Origin of the sequence: Desulfovibrio psychrotolerans, assembly GCF_013340305.1 — a bacterium.
Lineage (GTDB): Bacteria > Desulfobacterota > Desulfovibrionia > Desulfovibrionales > Desulfovibrionaceae > Halodesulfovibrio > Halodesulfovibrio psychrotolerans.
The window spans coordinates 219,045-236,644 of the sequence record NZ_BLVP01000036.1 but is presented as its reverse complement, the minus strand read 5'-3'; the positions used below and the strand labels follow the sequence as shown (position 1 = coordinate 236,644).

General features: G+C 54.0%; 14 protein-coding genes and 1 tRNA gene. 5 read left to right on the top strand and 10 right to left on the bottom strand.

Going from position 1 to position 17,600, the window contains the following annotated elements; all coding sequences use genetic code 11:
• Window positions 1–300: 300 nt before the first annotated feature.
• Together HUV26_RS15640 and HUV26_RS15635 are read left to right on the top strand one after the other, a co-directional pair.
• Window positions 301–513 (top strand): hypothetical protein, encoded by a 213-nt coding sequence (locus HUV26_RS15640; protein ID WP_174411070.1) that lies wholly within the window; start codon window positions 301–303, stop codon window positions 511–513.
• A gap of 235 nt (window positions 514–748) precedes the next feature.
• Window positions 749–1,480, top strand: coding sequence for a hypothetical protein (locus HUV26_RS15635; protein WP_174411069.1), 732 nt, complete (start codon window positions 749–751; stop codon window positions 1,478–1,480).
• A gap of 119 nt (window positions 1,481–1,599) precedes the next feature.
• On the opposite strand, the gene HUV26_RS15630 is transcribed toward HUV26_RS15635, so the two are convergent.
• The 3 genes from HUV26_RS15630 to HUV26_RS15620 form a co-directional block, all read right to left on the bottom strand.
• Window positions 1,600–1,676, bottom strand: a tRNA-Pro gene (locus HUV26_RS15630).
• A gap of 120 nt (window positions 1,677–1,796) precedes the next feature.
• Window positions 1,797–3,374 carry an ATP-binding protein gene (locus HUV26_RS15625; RefSeq protein WP_174411068.1) on the bottom strand — a complete coding sequence of 526 codons (1,578 nt, stop codon included), beginning with the start codon at window positions 3,372–3,374 and terminating at the stop codon, window positions 1,797–1,799.
• Window positions 3,374–4,141, bottom strand: a complete 768-nt coding sequence (locus tag HUV26_RS15620) for a response regulator transcription factor (RefSeq protein ID WP_174411067.1) — start codon at window positions 4,139–4,141, stop codon at window positions 3,374–3,376. Before HUV26_RS15620 ends, HUV26_RS15625 begins: the two co-directional genes overlap by 1 nt.
• Window positions 4,142–4,425: 284 nt before the next feature.
• On the opposite strand from HUV26_RS15620, the gene HUV26_RS15615 reads away from it, so the two are divergent.
• Together HUV26_RS15615 and HUV26_RS15610 are read left to right on the top strand one after the other, a co-directional pair.
• Window positions 4,426–5,079, top strand: coding sequence for an RNA polymerase sigma factor (locus HUV26_RS15615; protein ID WP_174411066.1), 654 nt, complete (start codon window positions 4,426–4,428; stop codon window positions 5,077–5,079).
• Between the two features lie 177 nt (window positions 5,080–5,256).
• A complete protein-coding gene (locus tag HUV26_RS15610) occupies window positions 5,257–6,147 on the top strand; it encodes a flagellin N-terminal helical domain-containing protein (protein WP_174411065.1) in 891 nt (296 codons plus the stop codon).
• A 183-nt stretch (window positions 6,148–6,330) separates the two neighbouring features.
• Here the strand turns inward: HUV26_RS15610 and fliD are convergent, their stop codons facing one another.
• From fliD to HUV26_RS15580, 6 genes are all read right to left on the bottom strand, one after another.
• On the bottom strand, window positions 6,331–8,028 hold the full coding sequence (gene fliD / locus HUV26_RS15605) for a flagellar filament capping protein FliD (RefSeq protein WP_174411064.1): 1,698 nt from the start codon (window positions 8,026–8,028) through the stop codon (window positions 6,331–6,333).
• Window positions 8,029–8,039: 11 nt separating this feature from the next.
• Window positions 8,040–9,533 carry a flagellar hook-associated protein FlgL gene (flgL, locus tag HUV26_RS15600; protein ID WP_174411063.1) on the bottom strand — a complete coding sequence of 498 codons (1,494 nt, stop codon included), beginning with the start codon at window positions 9,531–9,533 and terminating at the stop codon, window positions 8,040–8,042.
• Window positions 9,534–9,546: 13 nt separating this feature from the next.
• Window positions 9,547–11,643 (bottom strand): flagellar hook-associated protein FlgK, encoded by a 2,097-nt coding sequence (gene flgK, locus HUV26_RS15595; RefSeq protein ID WP_174411062.1) that lies wholly within the window; start codon window positions 11,641–11,643, stop codon window positions 9,547–9,549.
• A 178-nt stretch (window positions 11,644–11,821) separates the two neighbouring features.
• The gene (locus HUV26_RS15590; RefSeq protein WP_174411061.1) at window positions 11,822–13,405 is read right to left on the bottom strand and encodes a flagellar hook protein FlgE; all 1,584 of its coding nucleotides are present in this window, start codon (window positions 13,403–13,405) and stop codon (window positions 11,822–11,824) included.
• Window positions 13,406–13,436: 31 nt separating this feature from the next.
• On the bottom strand, window positions 13,437–14,135 hold the full coding sequence (locus HUV26_RS15585) for a flagellar hook assembly protein FlgD (protein WP_174411060.1): 699 nt from the start codon (window positions 14,133–14,135) through the stop codon (window positions 13,437–13,439).
• A 15-nt stretch (window positions 14,136–14,150) separates the two neighbouring features.
• Complete coding sequence (locus tag HUV26_RS15580; RefSeq protein ID WP_174411059.1) at window positions 14,151–14,393, bottom strand: anti-sigma factor family protein; 243 nt, start codon at window positions 14,391–14,393, stop codon at window positions 14,151–14,153.
• Between the two features lie 852 nt (window positions 14,394–15,245).
• Between HUV26_RS15580 and HUV26_RS15575 the strand changes: the two genes are divergently transcribed.
• Window positions 15,246–16,313: a lipid II:glycine glycyltransferase FemX gene (locus HUV26_RS15575; RefSeq protein ID WP_174411058.1), complete on the top strand. Its 1,068-nt coding sequence runs from the start codon at window positions 15,246–15,248 to the stop codon at window positions 16,311–16,313.
• A 42-nt stretch (window positions 16,314–16,355) separates the two neighbouring features.
• Here the strand turns inward: HUV26_RS15575 and HUV26_RS15570 are convergent, their stop codons facing one another.
• On the bottom strand, window positions 16,356–17,459 hold the full coding sequence (locus tag HUV26_RS15570; RefSeq protein ID WP_174411057.1) for a sensor histidine kinase: 1,104 nt from the start codon (window positions 17,457–17,459) through the stop codon (window positions 16,356–16,358).
• Window positions 17,460–17,600: the final 141 nt, after the last annotated feature.

Here is a 17,600-nt window from a genome sequence, read left to right as displayed (position 1 = left end):
ATGTTCGGCCTGCTGCGCACAGCGCTTCTTCCCCGTCCCCTGTAATCCGGCTGCCCGTCACTGGCGGCTGGTTCCCATACCCCCCTGCAACCCAAGGAGGAACTCATGCACTGGCTTTGCCTTCTCCGTGGCCCTCTGTTCCCGTTGTCCCTATGGCCGTTCTGCCAAACCCCGCCCCGGCACTGCGTCCAGTACGCCTGCCCTGTCTGGCAGCAACGCCTGCATGGAGGCCACCCATGCACATAGGAGTTTTACTCGCCATACTCATAGCTGTTTTGCAAATACTGAAGGAGAGCATGGATGACTGACGAACAGAACCACTTCACGGATCCCAAGGACCACCTCCCCGTACTTCTGGCCTTCCTCGGCGGTTGCCTGGCCGGTGCCTTTGTGGTGCTGGCGGTTGCCGCTCCCCATCCGCCCATGGGTGTGGACTACGAGGAACCGGATACTGATCCTGACGCCCCCTTGGCGCTCGGCCCTGCGCCCGAGCAGGAGTCAGAAGCCGGATAAGCGATGTCAAAAAGATGCCCGGAGCGGTTCGCCGTTCCGGGCTTCAAGCATCCGATGAAATTGTGTATTGAGGGTAAAAGCACATGTTACCGAACAGGTCAGGCGAGGAAAAATGGACGCCCGCATCGTGGTGTTGCCATCACAAATGCGAGGATACATCAATTTTTTATAAATTTATAATTTTTATGTAAGACGTAAATCTTACGCATCAAAAAAGAATCATAGGAGAATCAGCATGCGCAAACTTTCAGCATCAAAATTTGAGGAGAATCTAGAATCTTTTATGAGGCAAAATCGAGTCAAGAAGGATGAGCCCCAAAAGCAATTCACTTTACGACTATCAAAAGAGCATGCTGAGAAGGTGAAGAAGTTGGCCAGCCAGCAAGGCATGACTGAAGGCTTGTGGCTACGAGGATTGGTTGGGTGCGCTTTGGATGCCTTATTAGACAAAAAAGCCCAAGAAGCTGATCATTCCTTTTCCGAATCTGTGCTCGCACGTATAAGCGGGATCGAAGAACGGTTGGAGGCACTGGAATTTTCCATGCATTCATCTGGAGAACAGCCGCTGACGAACGAGGATGTGGGAGAGGGGAACTATGGAAAAGGCGGAGATGATGAACCTAGAGAAGTGTTCTCTGAGGTTGTATGCCAAAGAAAAGAGGGGAACATCGAAGGGGAGTGTCCTTGCGTGCCGGAGGGCGCGGTACGGGAGACTGGGGAGAATGGAAGCTGTGTCAACGGATCCTTAACGATGTCAACGGCAGGCGCAACCGTAGGGGAAGGGGGCGAAGAATATCAAGATGCCGGAATTCATGATGAGCATAGCACACACTCTCAGGGTGAAACCTTTGGTACTCAGCAGGAGAATGCGGAACCTGACGGTAAGCAGTCGCAGGGCCGGAACCAAGAACTTGATCCAATGGATATCGAAGCAGACCTTTCTAATCTAGACCGCAGGCGGAGTTGAGCTGTTCACCTGCACACGTTTTCACTCTCCGTCAACAAATTTCGGTAGGGAAATGGTAGGGAAACGATGTTTCACAGAAAAAAGGCCTACAGAACACTTCTGCAAGCCTTTGATTTCTATGGTCGGAGAGACAGGATTCGAACCTGCGACCCTCTGGTCCCAAACCAGATGCGCTACCAACCTGCGCTACTCTCCGTTCCGTGTAGGCGGACAGATAGAGCAAAGTGATGTGACTGGCAAGAAAAAAAAGAGTATAAACAGATAGGCAGCGCGGTACAACGCAGGTGCGCAGTTACGGGTATATCCCTGCATCTGCCTATACGGGCTGCGCAATCAGAGGATGGCGGGCGGAACTCTTTCCGACAGGCTGATGAGGGGCAAGCGGCAGCCTGATAAAAACCTGTAAACCACCATCTCTGCCATTTTCTCCCCATACCATGCCGCCGTGACGAACTGCCACATGGCGGGTGATGGCAAGCCCCAACCCTTTCCCTTCCAAACCGCCAGCAGGCGCGCTCTCTCGTCTCACGCCGGGCAAGGCATCATCAACCGTTGCTCCTCCGGCATCACTCTTTAAGCCACTCCGGCCAAAACCCGAAACGTTGCGGGGATAACTGCAGGAGCCACTACTTCCGGTACCCCCGGCCGCATAACGCTGCACCTGCGCCTGCACAAAGGGCCGGAAAATGGCTTGCAAGTCCTCTTCAGCAACACCACTTCCAGCATCCCGCACGCGGATGGTCACCGTCTCGCGCCCTGCATGTGCACATTCCCAAAAATCCACAATCACTTCCGTTCCCAACGGAGTATGGCGAATACCGTTCCGCACCACGTTTTCAAGCATCCGAAACAGCATTTCCCGGTTGCCTTGCAAATGCAAACCGGGAAGATTTTGCCCGCAGACAACTCTTTTACCTGTCGACTCAGCCTCAAAACGTGACTCTGCAATCACCTGCTCCACCAACGCGGCGACATCCACCACCTCAGTCTGCGCAGCACCACGCTGGGCTTTGGCGAGGTCCAGCATCTCATTGGACAACGCTCCCAGCCTGTTCGCATCGCGGCGGATGCGGTCAAGCAACTTGCCCGGATCAGCAAATCCCGAACGTCCTGCCAACTCCACAGCCAGCGACATGCGGGAAAGCGGAGAACGCATTTCATGAGAGATTTCCCCGAACAGCCGTTGCTGTTCTGCGTGGAGTGATTCCATCTGCTCGGCCATGGCATTGAATTCAAAGGCAAGTTTAGCCAGCTCGTCACCCCTGCTCACAGCCCCCAGGTTCACGCGGGCGTTGTACTCGCCGTGAGCAAGCCTGCGTAAGGCTTTGCGCAGTTCTTTTGCCGGACGCTGCGGCATACGGGTCAACAATAGCAAAATGCCTCCGGCAACGAGTATTGCGGTGGCGCGCAGCAGCACCCACAGCACAGCATCCTCTCCCTCCATGCCCGTTCGGGGCACCACGCCCGCAATGTAATAACGCTCACCGCTTGAAGCGGTAAACGGCATGGCTTGCTCCTTCCACCTCTCTCCCTTGTCCGTTGAGCTCCGTGTTCCCCCGACTACGCCATCCTGCTCAACAGCCATTTGCGCAATTTCCAGCAAACGCGGATGATGCCCTGTGCCGGAAACTGGAACCAAGCTGCTGTCGAAAAGCATGTAAATGGCTCCGCCACCAGCCGCCTGGTCTATCCGCATCGCGCCTGCACCCTCTCCGTCTTCGGCCAGATGCAACATCATCTCTGCCGCCATAGCCAATTCCCGGATGTTGTCTTCGCGCAGGCGGGCAGCTATGGGTCCCCGCTCCAGCACCTGAGTGCAAAAGAATAAAGACAACGCCACGGTACCGGAAGCTATCAGCACAAAGGCAACAGAACGGATGACCCAAGTTCTCACTAGGCACCCCCTGACGTCCTGAAGAATGTGGGAACGACGGCTAAAGCATCGGGTGCATCTTCTTTCTCCCACGGAGAGGTCTGATTAAAGAAATACCCGGCACCGCGGACAGTGACGATGCGGTCGCCGCCTCCCGGAGCGGAACCAACCTTTTTGCGCAGGTTGCTCATATGCACGTCGATGCTACGATCATACGCAGCCAGTTCCCGGCCTAAAGCTTTTAAGGATATCTCGTCTCTGGTGACAATATCGCCCGCAGCCTCCATCAGCATTTCAAGAACGGTATATTCCACAAAGGTCAGCGCCACCGTTTCGCCGTTGCGTTGTACCGTGCGCGAGCTTCTGTCCAGCACAAGGTCGTCTGCAACTATCTGGCGGGTCCTTTGCGAGGTCATGGCCTTGGCCAGACGGCTGCGGCGCAGCACGGAACGGATGCGTGCAAGCAATTCTCTTGGCACAAATGGTTTTGCCAGATAGTCGTCTGCTCCCATCTCCAACCCCACAATACGGTCCACATCTTCTGCTCTCCCGGTCAGCATGACTACAGGAATCTGCGACTGGGTACGCAACTGGGCAAGAACCTCAAACCCGCTGACATCCGGCAGCCCAACATCCAGAATAATCATGTCAAATACACCGGATGCGACCATGGATAACCCCTCCGCACCTGTGCCGGAAGAACGCAACGTAAACCCTTCAGGACCAAGATAGTCTTCAAGAAGTGCGCAGAGTTCCGGGTCGTCATCAATAAGTAACACTGTGTGCATGTCATTCCCCTATGATGTGGCACATTTTTCCCAACACCGCGCTGCAAAAAATCATGCAAGATCAGCACCATGAATCAAGCTTGAAGCGTTAAGATTGGTAAAGACTCATTTTGCGTACGCAAAGCGTTTTTAATGCCTCCTTAAGAGACGCGGACAGATGAAAGACATATACATTGAGACGTAAGAAGGCAGGGAAAGGCTACAGCCTCCCTCTGAAAAAATACTCCAATAGTGGCGCATTGTTCTCACACCGCCAACCGAGAACGTCATTATTGGAGGATGATATGAAATCAGCAGCCGCACATCAGCCACGCATCGGCAGTATGCCGTCGGTGGCTCTTGGAGCATGTCAGGCAGACATTACAGCCTGCCTCATGGGTGACAGGCGTGCATGGCAGGAATTTGTTTCCTGCTACAAACAGCACATTACCCGGGTCGTTTCATGGACTCTGCGCCGCCACAGCCCGCAACTTCCCCTGGCGGAAGAAACGGATGACGTGGTGCAGGAAGTTTTCATGCGCCTTATCCGTGGCAACTATCGCCTTCTGGAATCATGGAATCCACAGCGCGGAACGTTTTCCACATGGCTCACCGTGGTTTCACGCAGCACGGCACTTGATACCCTGCGCAATACCAGAAGCAGGGCCTTAGCCCATTCTATGCACCTTTCTTTAGATGAGTGCCCGGAACTGTTAGCAGACGTCAAATCATCGACAGATGCACTTCACATTCCTGAAGGTATTCTGACTCCGAGACAGAAATCTGTTCTTTTGCTCATGTTTGAAAAGGATATGACAGCGGAAGAAATTGCCGCTTTCCTTGACATATCCCCACAGACTGTTCGCAGCACAATGCACTCAGCCATTTTGAGACTTCGAGAACAATTCATCAGGTCAGATGAATTTGTTACTTTCGGCAACAGAAATGTAAAGAAATGAAAAAATCAACGTTAAGATACATTTTTATATAATATTACAACATGATAAACAATTGGAAGTGACATTCTAAATTTAACGATACTCCATAATTGTGTCGAAGAGCTGGCATGACACACTGGCACGGCATCACAGGAACGATGCCTTAGCTCATGACAACAACTTCATGGAGGAAGTATTATGTCACTTGCAATCAATCACAACTTAATGGCGGCAAATGTTGCCAGAAACCTGAGCACTTCGTATGGCAAGCTGGAAACATCCACCCAACGTCTTTCTTCAGGCCTGCGTATTAACAACGCAGCGGATGATGCCGCCGGCCTTGCCATCCGTGAACTCATGCGGTCCGATGTCTCCGCTCTCAATCAGGGGGTACGGAACGCCAACGATGCCATCTCGCTTATCCAGACAGCAGACGGCGCACTTTCCGTCATCGATGAAAAACTCATTCGCATGAAGGAACTTGCGGAACAGGCAGCTACGGGCACCTACACTTCGGACCAACGCCTTATCATCGACTCCGAATATCAGGCAATGGCATCGGAAATAACACGAATCGCCAACGCCACGGACTTCAACGGCATTCATCTTCTGAACGGCAACCTTTCCAGCAGCACGCATGATGGAAGCGGTCTGTCCGCAACAGGGAAGTTGAAGGTGCACTTCGGCACAGCCAACGATTCGGCCGAGGACTATTACTACATCCAGATCGGCACAACCACCGCGTCGGCTCTGGGACTTGGCAACCAGACCACCGCCGGACGCGCAGGCTATACCATCTCCACCCAGCAGTCTGCTCAGGAAGCTCTGGAAGCCATTGACCGGGCCATCATCTCCAAGGACAACATCCGGGCAAGCCTCGGCGCACTGCAAAACCGGTTGGAGAACACCATCTCCAACCTCCAGATTCAGTCTGAAAACCTGCAGGCGGCCGAATCACGCATCTCCGACGTGGACGTCTCTCTGGAAATGACCGAATTCACACGCCAGCAGATACTCACACAGAGTGCCGTGGCCATGCTCTCACAGGCCAACTCGCTGCCGCAGATGGCACTGCAACTCATCGGATAGCCCTCCTTCACAAAAAGATTTGGCCCGTCACCAGATGTGGTGGCGGGCCAATTGTTTTCTTTCATCGAACATCAGGCAGAGAGAAAGAAAGAATGAAGAGTGGGGGCGGCGTGTCAGGTGAAGACCATCACTGCACACGCAGGCTAAAGGCAGTAAGGCCCACAACAGGACACAAGCCTGCGATCAATCCAACTGCGCCAGCAACGATTCCAGCGAAGTATTTATGTTCTCGTAGTTCCCGAGCGTGGCTTCCAGCCGGGCGTACTGTTGCACAAGACGGGCCTGCAAACGCTCAATCCGGGCCTCTTCACTCGCTATGGACTTGGCATTGTTGTCAATGATGGACTGATAGCTATTCTTGATTATGACCAGCGTTCCGGACTCCAAATCAGTAATGCGAGCCAGTTCATCAATAGTTTCGTTTATCTTCCCCTGACGGATAGCAACATCGCCGCCGTGCGTGCCGTCTGACCGGTTGGCTACCCCCATCAGTAACCCCTGCTCGGGGTATCCGCTCACGCCGGTTACAGTCCACGCCTGAGCGTCCACAATGGCAGGGTTCCCGTTAATAGTCGCCCCCACCAACACTCCGCCTACAATTTGATATTGCACATCATACAGCCCGCCCTGCGTGAGCTTGGCAATGGATGATTCATATGTAAGGTCGCCGGTATAACTCACCCCGTCCGCTTCAGCCGAAAACAGACGGGCTACGGCTGTGGCGTCTTTTTTGAGCGCGGATTCCAGTTCATCATAATCTATGATCAGCAAACCAAAATCTGTGGAACTTGTATCCGATTCCGTTTTAATACCTACGGAAGATAAACTGCTGTAAAGATCACCCTCTGTGCTGGTGGCATCATACCTCTTAAACCCTACGCCTATCCTGGAGAGTATGTTTTGCAAGCTTTGCTCAACAATATCCATCCCGTAGTTTCCGCGCAATTCATAAAAGGTAGTCGTCTCGTTATCATAACTCTCATCTGTGCTCACAGTATCTAATGCGGATATGGCCATCCGTATTTCGTTTGTCAGTTTGATGAAATTTTCCACATTGGCAATAATGGCATCCGTATCGGTCACCACGGTAACCCGCTCACCACTGCTGCCTGTGACATTGTTCAACGTAAGAGTCAGTCCCTCGATAACATCATCCACCACGTTCGTGCTGCGCTCAATCCACTCGTCCGCTCCCGGCGGGTATCCATCCACCTTCATTTTTGCGTTCTGGGCTGCCTGCGTATTCACAAAGTCATCTGAACTCAACCCCGTCATGGTTGAGCCGGTCACCTGAATTGTATTTCCGGCACCAAGGTCCATACCACGAAGTTGCAGATGCCACTCACTGCCGTCATTCACAAGACTGACGCGTACTCCGTCATTCAGATCGGCATCGGCATTGATGATATTCACCAAAGTCTGCAATGTAGTTCCGGCAGGCACGTTTACCGCATAGCTTGTATTCCCGTATTTGAGAGAAAAGGTTGCTGCCGATGCAGTAATCACATCGCCGGAAGATGCCCACCCGTAGGTACCGGACCAGATATCATTCTGAGCCAGCTGATCCACCACCACGGAATGTGTGCCCGGAAGCGCATCCGCCCCCGCCGTTACCCCCAGAGTTGAAGAATTGGTGGATGAGGCCGTCTTCACCAAGAACTTGTTCACAGAATCCAGTTCGCTCAGGGCGCTTTTGTATTCCACAAGCTTGGTGTTGATCTCCTGCACCAACTCTTTCTTGGCAGTCCACTGCTTCTCCCACGCCTTCATGCGGTTAAGGCGATGGCTTTCCAGATTGACCGTCGCTTCAATGATGGAATCAAAGTCCGTTCCCGACCCAAGACCGGTAAACGTGATGGAACCAGACCAGTACTCGCTCATGGCGCCTTCTCCTACAAATAGTTGAGCAGGCTCATCTTCATGACTTTGGCCGATGTGGAGAGCACCGCCTCATAAATATACTGTGCCCGCGCGATATCCGTGGTCAGTTGCGTAACATCCGCATCTTCAATGGCAGATCGGTGAATCTTAGCCGCCGAAGTCCCCACATCAATTGCAGCCTGTGCAAATTCAACACGCACCTCCCGTCCGCCGATAGCTCCTTGCGCTGTAGAAAGCACCTCGTGCGCAGTCCCGAACGCCTCCAGCATGGCACTCACACCATCCTGATCGTTCGTTTCCAGGAATCCTATAAATTTACCGATGCTCTCGAACAAATTCCCGCTTGAAACATCCGGCCCCACCACAGTGGTCATGCCATCCTGACTTACGACACCGCCAAAAATATCCGCACCCACGCTGTTTATCTGCACAGTGCTGGTTTTGCCGATATTCAGGTACAGTGCGGCGTTATGCGGCTCGACAATGAACTGTTCACCCGCCAGCACCGTGTTGCCCCCGTTTGAGGCAAGCGAAACGAATCCTCCTGGCACGGCAAATGTGGCGCTGGATGTTACATTCCCTTCCACCCATGTGCTGCCCTTATCCAGACTGTAAGAGTACGTTATGGGTCCGGGAAGCGTTGCGTCAGACGTTACACGGATGGCTACGGAAGAGTTGAATATGCCATCTGCCGTGGCGGTTACTGAAGAGCCTCCGTAATGATACACAGTCTCATCCCCTTGCATGTCCCCCGTATAAAAGGCTGCAGGACGTATCCACAACGCAGTGCCGTCTCCCTGCCCTGCCGTTGCGGTGGCCACAACGGCAGACCCCGCCACCATCTCCGCCTTTGCAGTGCCAAAATCCAACACCGTGCTGCCTGCGGCAAGCGTACCGGTCTTCCATGTGGTGCCGCAGTCTGTGGAATACCTGTAGCCCAGCTCATCCGTTCCCACAGTTCCCGAATCAACAAATTCAACATAGATACTGCTGGTGGCAGAACCCGAGACAGCCAGAATCGCCCCATCGTTCAACGAGGCATCCCTAACTGTTGCAGAAAGCCCCATTTCATAAGCATTTCCACCTGTCATGGAACCGGCGAAAATGGACTTGCCTGCGTATTCGGTATTGGCAATGCTGACCATATGCGCCATGAGTTCCCGAGCTTCCTGAGCGATCATAGAGCGCTGATCACTGGAAAGTGTTCCCGTTGCCGCCTGCTCCGCCAACTCCTCCAGACGCGTAAGAACCTTGCTTGCCTCGCTCAACTCATCATCCGCCAGCGAGAGCCATGCCTGCGCCGTAGATATATTGTCGGAATATTGTGTAAGCTGACTGAGGTAGCTGTTCAGGTCCAACGCCCGAGCCATGCCCCCGGGATCATCTGAAGGCCTGTTTATGCGCTTTTGCGATGAATTCTGCTCATTCAGACGAATAATCTCCGCCAACGATTTGTTCATGCTGCGCACGGACTGGTCAAACATCATGTTTCTGGAAACTCGCATTGTTCGCTCCCGTTCATGATTTGAGGGAAAGAATGGTGTCGAACATTTCGTTAGCCGTCTGGATAAGCTGAGCCGCTGCCTGATAAGACTGCTGATACCGGGTAAGGTTCGCCAACTCCTCGTCCATATTCACCCCGGAAACCTCCTGCTGTGCCGTATTCAACGCCTTGGCGATAGATGAGTTGTATGTATAGCTGCGCGAGGCGGTATCCATGTCAGTGCCCACCTTGGCGATTACGGAATGCAGATGCTGACTGAACGTCTGGTTTGCAGAGGAATGTGCGGAATCTAGCTGCACCTTCAGAGAGGCGATGTTGGATAAAGCCAACGCATTCGTATTGTCACCTGAAGCGACTATTCCCGTACCATCCACCACGCTGGCGTTAATTCTGCCGTTGTCGGCAAGGATGCGGGAATCTACCTGTATGTCGGAAATGCCGCTGCCCTCAAAAAAGGTGTTAATGCCTGTTGCGGCAAGGATGCCTGTGGTGTCTCCCGCAAAATCATATGCAACGCCGGATTCCGCCTGAATGATCAACCGCCCGTCCGAAATTGTGGCGGAAAGCTGACCGGAATACGTGGCATTGAGGGCTGCTGCCACATCATTCAACGAATGCTGTGCGGGATCGAATGCGCTTATGCCGGGAGGATTAACCGAACTGAAATCCAGTGCCGTAACACTCAGTGGATCACCCGTTGCCGCATCATAGAGCGCAATGGAAAGGCTGCCTTCTGTCAGCTTGTCCGCATAGGCAAGCTGCGTGGAGCCGAGTGGAATGGAGGCATCGTTTACCGCGTTATTTGCGCGGACATAAGAATAGTGCTCTGCCCCGGCTCCCTGGCTATGCTGATAGTTCATCTGCCAGATAAGCTCTTTGGCAAAGGCATCCATTTCTTCCATATATGCCGTAATGGACTGATCCCGGGCCTGAAAAAGACCGGCAATGCTACCGCCGCTCAGACGATTTGAGCGGGAGATGGAAGCATCGTCATACGGAGTAATATTCACCTTGCTTGAGGTGGTGCGGTACCAGTACAGTCCGGATTTGGGGACCACGGTAAAAGCATCGCCAACCCCAGCATCCTGTGAGGCAATGGCATTGGCATCTGCCGACGTGCCAAACCATACGGAAACGCCTTCTATCTGCACCCTGTCTTCATACCCACCCGCTGTGTAGGTAATGACATTTCCGCCGGAATCCGTGAGCCATGTCTTGCCGCCATCAAGCGAAACCTTGAATGTGGCTGCCGAGGCAGAACCGTCTGTAGGTCCGGTAGTTATGAACTCTATGGTCAGTTCGCTGGAGCCGGTACCATCAAAATAGACCTGACCATCATAGGATGAGCCGGAAGAAAGTCGTGTGAACGCCTGCGGCCCCTCGTATGCAAGAGTATATGCCTTTGCCCCGTCCACAAGCGTTTGCCCTTGCGCCGTGAGCACTGTATACTGACCGTTTTCCTGCCGGATGACGTTCAGTTCAATGAGCGAGGAAAGTTCTCGCACGGCCACATCCATGGCGTCCTGCAGTGTGGCGTCCGACGGGCTTGCCACAATCTGGGTGTTATATGCCGCAATGGTGGACATGAGCGTGTTCGCCTTGCCCACCTCATCGGCAATGGCAGCGTCTGTTGCCTGCCGTGCCGCCTGCAACGATTCCTCAAGCGTTCGCAACTGGTCAGCAAGCGTTGTGGCGTACTCTGCCAGTTCCAGGCGGTACGCCTCGCTGGATGCGTCCTGAGCAAGAGCACTCAGGCTGCTGAAGAAGGTATCCAGCGCAACGGACAGTCCGTAATCCTCCGACTGGTTGAAAAGCTCTTCCACAGAGGAAAGGGTCTGCGCCTGCGCGCTCCAGTAGCTGGCTTTGGCGTTGGCACCGAGGTACTGCTGTTCGATATAATAGTTGTAGTGACGGGCAATCTCCTGAACATCGGCCCCCGTACCGAGGTACAGAGATTTGTAGCGGATGCTGTCAGAGGTTTCATAATTCACCGTGCGGCGGCTGTAGCCCACCACATCGGCATTGGCCACATTCTCGCTGGTCACATTTATGCCCACCTGAGCATTCATAAGAGCCTTGGTGGCAATGCTGTATATGCCATTTATGGTCATGCCCTGCCTCCGTCACTTCGCTGAAAGGAGATACCGGAACCGTCTGGCGGGAAAACCGGGTGCATCGCACCGGCAGGAGGTCTTTGTTCCGCCGCACCCACATCAGAATGCGGCGGAACATCGCTCCATCGTCCGGCATGAGGCCTTCCAACCTGCTGATTTTACAATCAACATCCCGTTAGCGCTTCAGGTTGATGGCTTCCTGGAGCATGGTGTCGGCCGTGGTGATGACCTTGGAGTTTGCCTGATAGCCGCGCTGGGTTGTGATGAGCCGCACCATCTCTGTGGACATGTCCACGTTGGACTGCTCCAGCGTGTTGGCAGAGATGCTGCCGTAACTTGAAGTGTTTGCCCTGCCGATACGGGCTGAACCGGAATCGGACCCTTCAGAGTACAGATTGCCACCCTGCAGGATAAGTCCCTGCGGGTTATTGAAATCCGCAAGGGCCAACACGAACAGGTTGATTATACGACCGTTGGAGTACTGCCCGCTCACCACGCCGTCGCGGTCTACGGAAATGCCTTGCAGATATCCCGTGGCGTAGCCGTTCTGGTTCTGGTCATAGGTGGATGAGGCAGAGTCGTAGGCGGTGCTGGCTCCTGCCTGCAAATCAGGCTGTGCAACGTTGAACAACGAGGTGAAATCGTTGCCCAAGGCTGCGGCATTGGCGGTTGCACCATTCCAGCCAGTTCCGTCGTTCTGCAATCCGAGATTCAGTTCAATCGTCTTGGCATTGGCATCTGTAGTAAAGTTGGCATTGGGCGAACCGGAGAAGTTGGCTGTAAACACAGGATACCCGTTGTCTGAGAACTCCGCCGGGGTCCAGCTGTTCAGATCCTTAAGATCACCCGTTGCGCCATCGCCCAGCGTGAACGCAGTCATGCCCTGCATGATGCCGGAAGAATTGAAGGTTATGGTGCCCGCCATGAGCAGACCCGCTGCCGATGTGGTACCAACCTTCTGCCCGTCCACGGTTCTTCCGTCCGAAGTGGGATCGCAGGTGACTATGTATTCCCACACCTGATACCCGCCTGCCTGACTGGTCACAGCCGGGTCGGAAACACGGTCGAAATAGACCGTCAGTTCGTGCCCTGTTCCCGCCTCATCGTAGACAGTAATTGTCGTCTGGTATGCGTACTTTGAGTCTCCGATGGGTGTGTCGTCAGAACCATCCCATTCCGAGAACATGGCAAAGAACGGATTAGCGGTATTGGTGGAATTATCGTCGTCTGTCTTATCCAGATTCACGGACAGCGATATCTTGCTGGTGGCGGATGGCGGTGACTGGTAGGACGTGAGGCGCAGGTCGGTCAACGCGCCCTGCGTTTGCACCACTCCGGCGGAGGAGGTCTTCTCCGCTGCTTTCCATCCCTGTACCCGGTAACCGTGGGCGTCTACCAGATACCCGTACTGATCAAATTCAAAGTTACCGGCACGGGTGTAGTAACGGCTGCCCGTGGTGGGATTGTTCACCATGAAGAATCCGTTACCACCTATGGCGACAGCAGTGTCGGAGGTGGAGGATTCATAGGAACCCTGCGCAAAATTCTGATAAATACTTGAAACAGTTGCACCATGGCCCACCTGATTCAGCCCATTTGCCGTGGAAACTGTGGAGTAAAAAACGTCTTCGAACTGCGTGGTGGCGGATTTGTAGCCGATGGTACTTGAGTTTGCGAGGTTGTTGCCGATGACGGACATGGCCTGACTGTGAACGGTAAGGCCGGAAATCCCCGCATACATGGAACCGCTGATACTCATGATTCTTCTCCTTGTGTTTTCTGATGCGGGATTACGAGTCGGCGTCACCTGTATCGGCCGACGAACTCTTTCCTGTTATTTTGCTTACATAGAGAAGCTCGACCATTCGTCCGTCGCTCAATTCCAGCACTGTGGTGCCGTTGGAAGTGGTGATTCCCACAACTGTTCCAGATACTTCTGATGAGACATTCACACTGTTGCCGTCGGCGTCGTAGGCTTCAAAACCCACGTAGTAAGTACCGTTGGATGCAGCGCTGCCGTTTGTTTTGGTGCCGTCCCATGTAAAAGTGTGTTCATCACCGGAGGTGCTGCCCAAGGCCACACTGGCAACTATGTCTCCGTCTGCATTATAAATATGGGCGGTAACGGAGGCGCAGTCCTTGGATGGTGTGAAATACACATCTGTGCATCCGGAATCTGTTTTTGAAATTGAATATCCCGCAGCAACAACATCATTACCGATGTAAGAAACGGCACCATTTACCGTGATTACATTAAGGAGCTCTGATACTCCTGACATACTCTCGTTAAGGGCTGTAAGCTGTTCAAGACTGGAAAACTGTGCAAGTTCTGCAATCATTTGTGCATCTTCTACAGGATTGAGAGGATCTTGGTTTTGCAATTGCGCGATAAGCAACGTAAGGAACTCATCTTTTCCCAAGCTTGACGATGCGGTTCCTGATGATGACACATATGATGCATTGTTATATGAAACTGCGTCTGTATACATACCAACCTCACATAGTTATTCACAGCAAAAAAGTTCTTTTATACACATCCTCAACTCAAGAACATCTGATCTGCATTCTCTGCATGACGCCATATGCTCTTCAAAATTCTTTCTGAACCTTGGAGAAAGCATTTTATCAAGATACCCTGACATATCGTTATAACCAGGACAAAACGTTGAAGTTCTTGAAAGGCCTTCATCCATTGAGCCTCCCCACAAAAAGACACCTGCATCGCTAAGTGATTCCCTGTTCTTCATGTGATATTCCCTTCAAATATGCAGTTCTTATTATGGAGTACGTGCACCATTGCCCCATTCATCCATTATGGAATGGAAAAGATTTGCAAAGGTGTGATGGGGAATATGAAGAAAGATTAAGAATAGACGGCACGAATCTGCCCACGGAAAAGTGGCAGAGAGGTATCACAGGAGCACGCAGGCCGAATGAAAGCCGGACGAAAATTGGACGAGAGCTGGACAAAACTGGACGAAAGCCGGGCGTGAACCGGGCATAAGCTGGTGCACAGCAAGAGAGCGGGAGGTACATGAAGGTTCATGCCCTGCCAGACGGCAGACGCCTCCATTACCGGCTCCAAATTGAAGGCAGGCTATCTGGAGTCTTGCCGGAGCCTAGCCGGGAGCAGATGGTCAGACCGGACAGGTCTGGGTGAGCTCCGGACAGAAAATTCGGATCAGATGGTCAGGACTGGCATTGCGGGGGGGGGCGTGTCAGTCAGACAATGGGGGCTTGCCTTTACCCGCCCGTAAGGATAGCCTGCGGTCCTTCACTTCAGATATCCTGCAACTCTGACAATCATTCATGATGATGTACGCAACAACAGACTGCCGCACACCTGTGCGGATATTTTCGCACGCCATGACGATCATGCGCACTGACGCGAACCGATGCGGCAGCAACGGCGGCACGCTTCTCCGCGTGCGTCCGGAGAGCTGCGCCTTCCTTGATTCAGGCCGCAATTGCGGCTCCCTGCCCCTGCGTACCCGCACGCCTTTCTGACCCGTTTTTCAGACAGCGCCTTTGCGGGGTTCCGGCCATGTGCCGGAACCCTTTTTCTTTGCGCGGCTCAACTGCCATGAACAGGAGTTCACATGCTTCAGCTTTCCTTCAAAAACACACAGGCCCTAGTCCCCACAGACATTGTCTTTCAGACTCCCTACTGGGCCGATGTAAAATCCCGGCTGGGCTTTATGCCCATGGCCTTTGACCTGTACACTTCCGACCGCTGGGGTGACGTGCTGGTGCTGCTGCAGCAGTATGATACGGACGCTACGCTGGCCTATGTGCCACAAGGCCCGGAGCACGCACCGGCACAGGACAGCTACGGCGTGTTTCTGGAGGAACTGTCTGAATCCCTTGTGGAGCATATGGGCCGGGATGTGGCGTTTATCCGGTATGACCTGCCGTGGGAGTCGCCTTATGCCGAATCCATTCGCAACGGCGACCTGAACGGTTATCCGGAGGCGCGGGTACGGGAAATGCGCATGAACATGGGCACCCGGTCATGGAACCTGCACAAGACGGGGATGGATATGACCGTAGCCAGTACGCTTAAGGTGGATTTGCGGCTGTCCGAAGACGAGATGCTGGCCCGGATGAAGCCGAAAACGCGCTACAACATAGGGCTGGCACAACGGAAAGGAGTGGTGGTTGAAAGAGCAGGCACGGATGTGCTGCCCGCCTTTCACGACATGTACTGCCGCACGGCGAGGCGCAACGGTTTTCGTGCCTGCGAATACCGGCAGCTTCTTGCCTTGTTTCAGGTCCGGGCAGAAAATCCCGGAACGCCGGAAATTCTCTTCCTTATGGCAAGACGGGGACAGAACCTGCTGGCAGGGGCCATCGTGGCTGTCTCCGGCTGCACGGCGAGCTTTCTTTACGGAGCCTCTTCGGATACCCACAAGAATCTTATGGCTCCGTATGCCATGCACTGGACAGCCATGCGATGGGCACGGCAGCGCGGCTGCACAGTCTATGACATGGGAGCCGTTTCGCCGGGGTGGGATGAGGACCACCGTTTCCACGGTCTGTACCGCTTCAAGACCGGCTTCGGGGGGCATATTGAGCTGCGCAGCGGCTCATGGGACTACCCGCTGGATCAATCCAGATATCAGGTATTCCGCAACGCGGAGAATCTGTGGCGGTATCAGGGGGCGTAGTGAAGACGTAGCGGGAACCTGCATGAGCAAACCAGACCGGCCCTAGACCGTATTTCCATGCACCGGAAAGGTGAGCGTGAAGGTAGTGCCTTTTCCGGGTTGCGAATCTACGGTGATGGTTCCGCCGTGGGAGTCCATAATCTGCCGGGCCATATAGAGGCCGAGGCCGGTTCCGGCGGGTTTGGTGGTGAAGGATTCTTCGAAGATGCGGGGCAGGTGTTCCGGGAGGATGCCTGCTCCGTTATCGGTTATGGAAAAATGCGCCCCCTGTGCATCATGCCACAGGCGCAGGGCAATTTCCGGTGAGGCGGCCTGCTCCACTGCCTGCATGGCGTTTGTGAACAGATTGACGAACACCCTGCGCACCTGCCACGCCTTGCAGCGCACAGGCGGCATAGCTGGCTGCACATGCTGCGTGAGCGCGCCTTTGTAGCGTTTTCTGTACATGCCGAGCACCTGCAGCAGGTCGCTCAGAGAACAATCTTCCGCCGGTTCGCCCACATTGCGCAGGTAGCTGGTGAAGCCTTTGCAGATGCCCGCCCCCACGTCCATGCTTTCCACAGACATATCCACGGCGGCAAGGACATCCGCCCATTCCTCATCGGTGCCGGGACGTTCTCTGGGGATATACCGCAGCACTTCCAGCACGGTAAGGATATTGGCCATATCGTGCGCGAGCCCGCCTGCCTGAATGCCCAATTCCGCCTTTTGCTGCAGCAGTTCTTTTTCGTGTTCCAGAAGGGAAATGCTTTTTTCCAGCCGTTCCCGCTGTTCCGCGAGGAGGAGATGGTTGCGCACCCGTGCCCGGACCACTGCCGGGCAGAACGGCTTGGTGATGTAATCTTGCGCGCCGTACTCCAGCCCCCGGGCCTCATCCTCATCAGCATCTCTTGAGGTGACGAAGATGACCGGGATGTCCGCTGTTTCCGGCAGGGCTTTAAGCCTGCGGCAGACCTCATATCCGTTCAGGCCCGGCATGAGGATATCCAGCAGGATGATATGCGGCCGCTCTGTCTGCACAAAGAGCAGAGCCTCTTCCCCGCCGGTGACCGCGCTGACGTCGTGGTCGGAACCCAGAATCGCTTCCAGAATGTCCAGATGGGCCGGGTCGTCATCCACGAGAAGAACCCTTCGTCTGCTGCTCATATGCTGCACCTCTGCTCACGCTGCTGCCACGTGTAAAACGCCCTCTTCTCACCGCTGCCGGATGCAGGGACGACCATGCGCACGGTTCCCTGCATGGCCGTGGCATATGAAACCGGACTGTCCTGTTCCATGCACCACCAC

Coding starts and splice junctions, on each gene's coding strand:
- HUV26_RS15615 (WP_174411066.1), top strand. CDS start 4,426: ATGAAATCAGCAGCCGCACATCAGCCACGCATCGGCAGTATGCCGTCG.
- HUV26_RS15640 (WP_174411070.1), top strand. CDS start 301: ATGACTGACGAACAGAACCACTTCACGGATCCCAAGGACCACCTCCCC.
- HUV26_RS15610 (WP_174411065.1), top strand. CDS start 5,257: ATGTCACTTGCAATCAATCACAACTTAATGGCGGCAAATGTTGCCAGA.
- fliD (WP_174411064.1), bottom strand. CDS start 8,028: ATGAGCGAGTACTGGTCTGGTTCCATCACGTTTACCGGTCTTGGGTCG.
- HUV26_RS15575 (WP_174411058.1), top strand. CDS start 15,246: ATGCTTCAGCTTTCCTTCAAAAACACACAGGCCCTAGTCCCCACAGAC.
- HUV26_RS15580 (WP_174411059.1), bottom strand. CDS start 14,393: ATGAAGAACAGGGAATCACTTAGCGATGCAGGTGTCTTTTTGTGGGGA.
- HUV26_RS15570 (WP_174411057.1), bottom strand. CDS start 17,459: ATGAGCAGCAGACGAAGGGTTCTTCTCGTGGATGACGACCCGGCCCAT.
- HUV26_RS15635 (WP_174411069.1), top strand. CDS start 749: ATGCGCAAACTTTCAGCATCAAAATTTGAGGAGAATCTAGAATCTTTT.
- flgL (WP_174411063.1), bottom strand. CDS start 9,533: ATGCGAGTTTCCAGAAACATGATGTTTGACCAGTCCGTGCGCAGCATG.
- HUV26_RS15585 (WP_174411060.1), bottom strand. CDS start 14,135: ATGTATACAGACGCAGTTTCATATAACAATGCATCATATGTGTCATCA.
- HUV26_RS15620 (WP_174411067.1), bottom strand. CDS start 4,141: ATGCACACAGTGTTACTTATTGATGACGACCCGGAACTCTGCGCACTT.
- flgK (WP_174411062.1), bottom strand. CDS start 11,643: ATGACCATAAATGGCATATACAGCATTGCCACCAAGGCTCTTATGAAT.
- HUV26_RS15590 (WP_174411061.1), bottom strand. CDS start 13,405: ATGAGTATCAGCGGTTCCATGTATGCGGGGATTTCCGGCCTTACCGTT.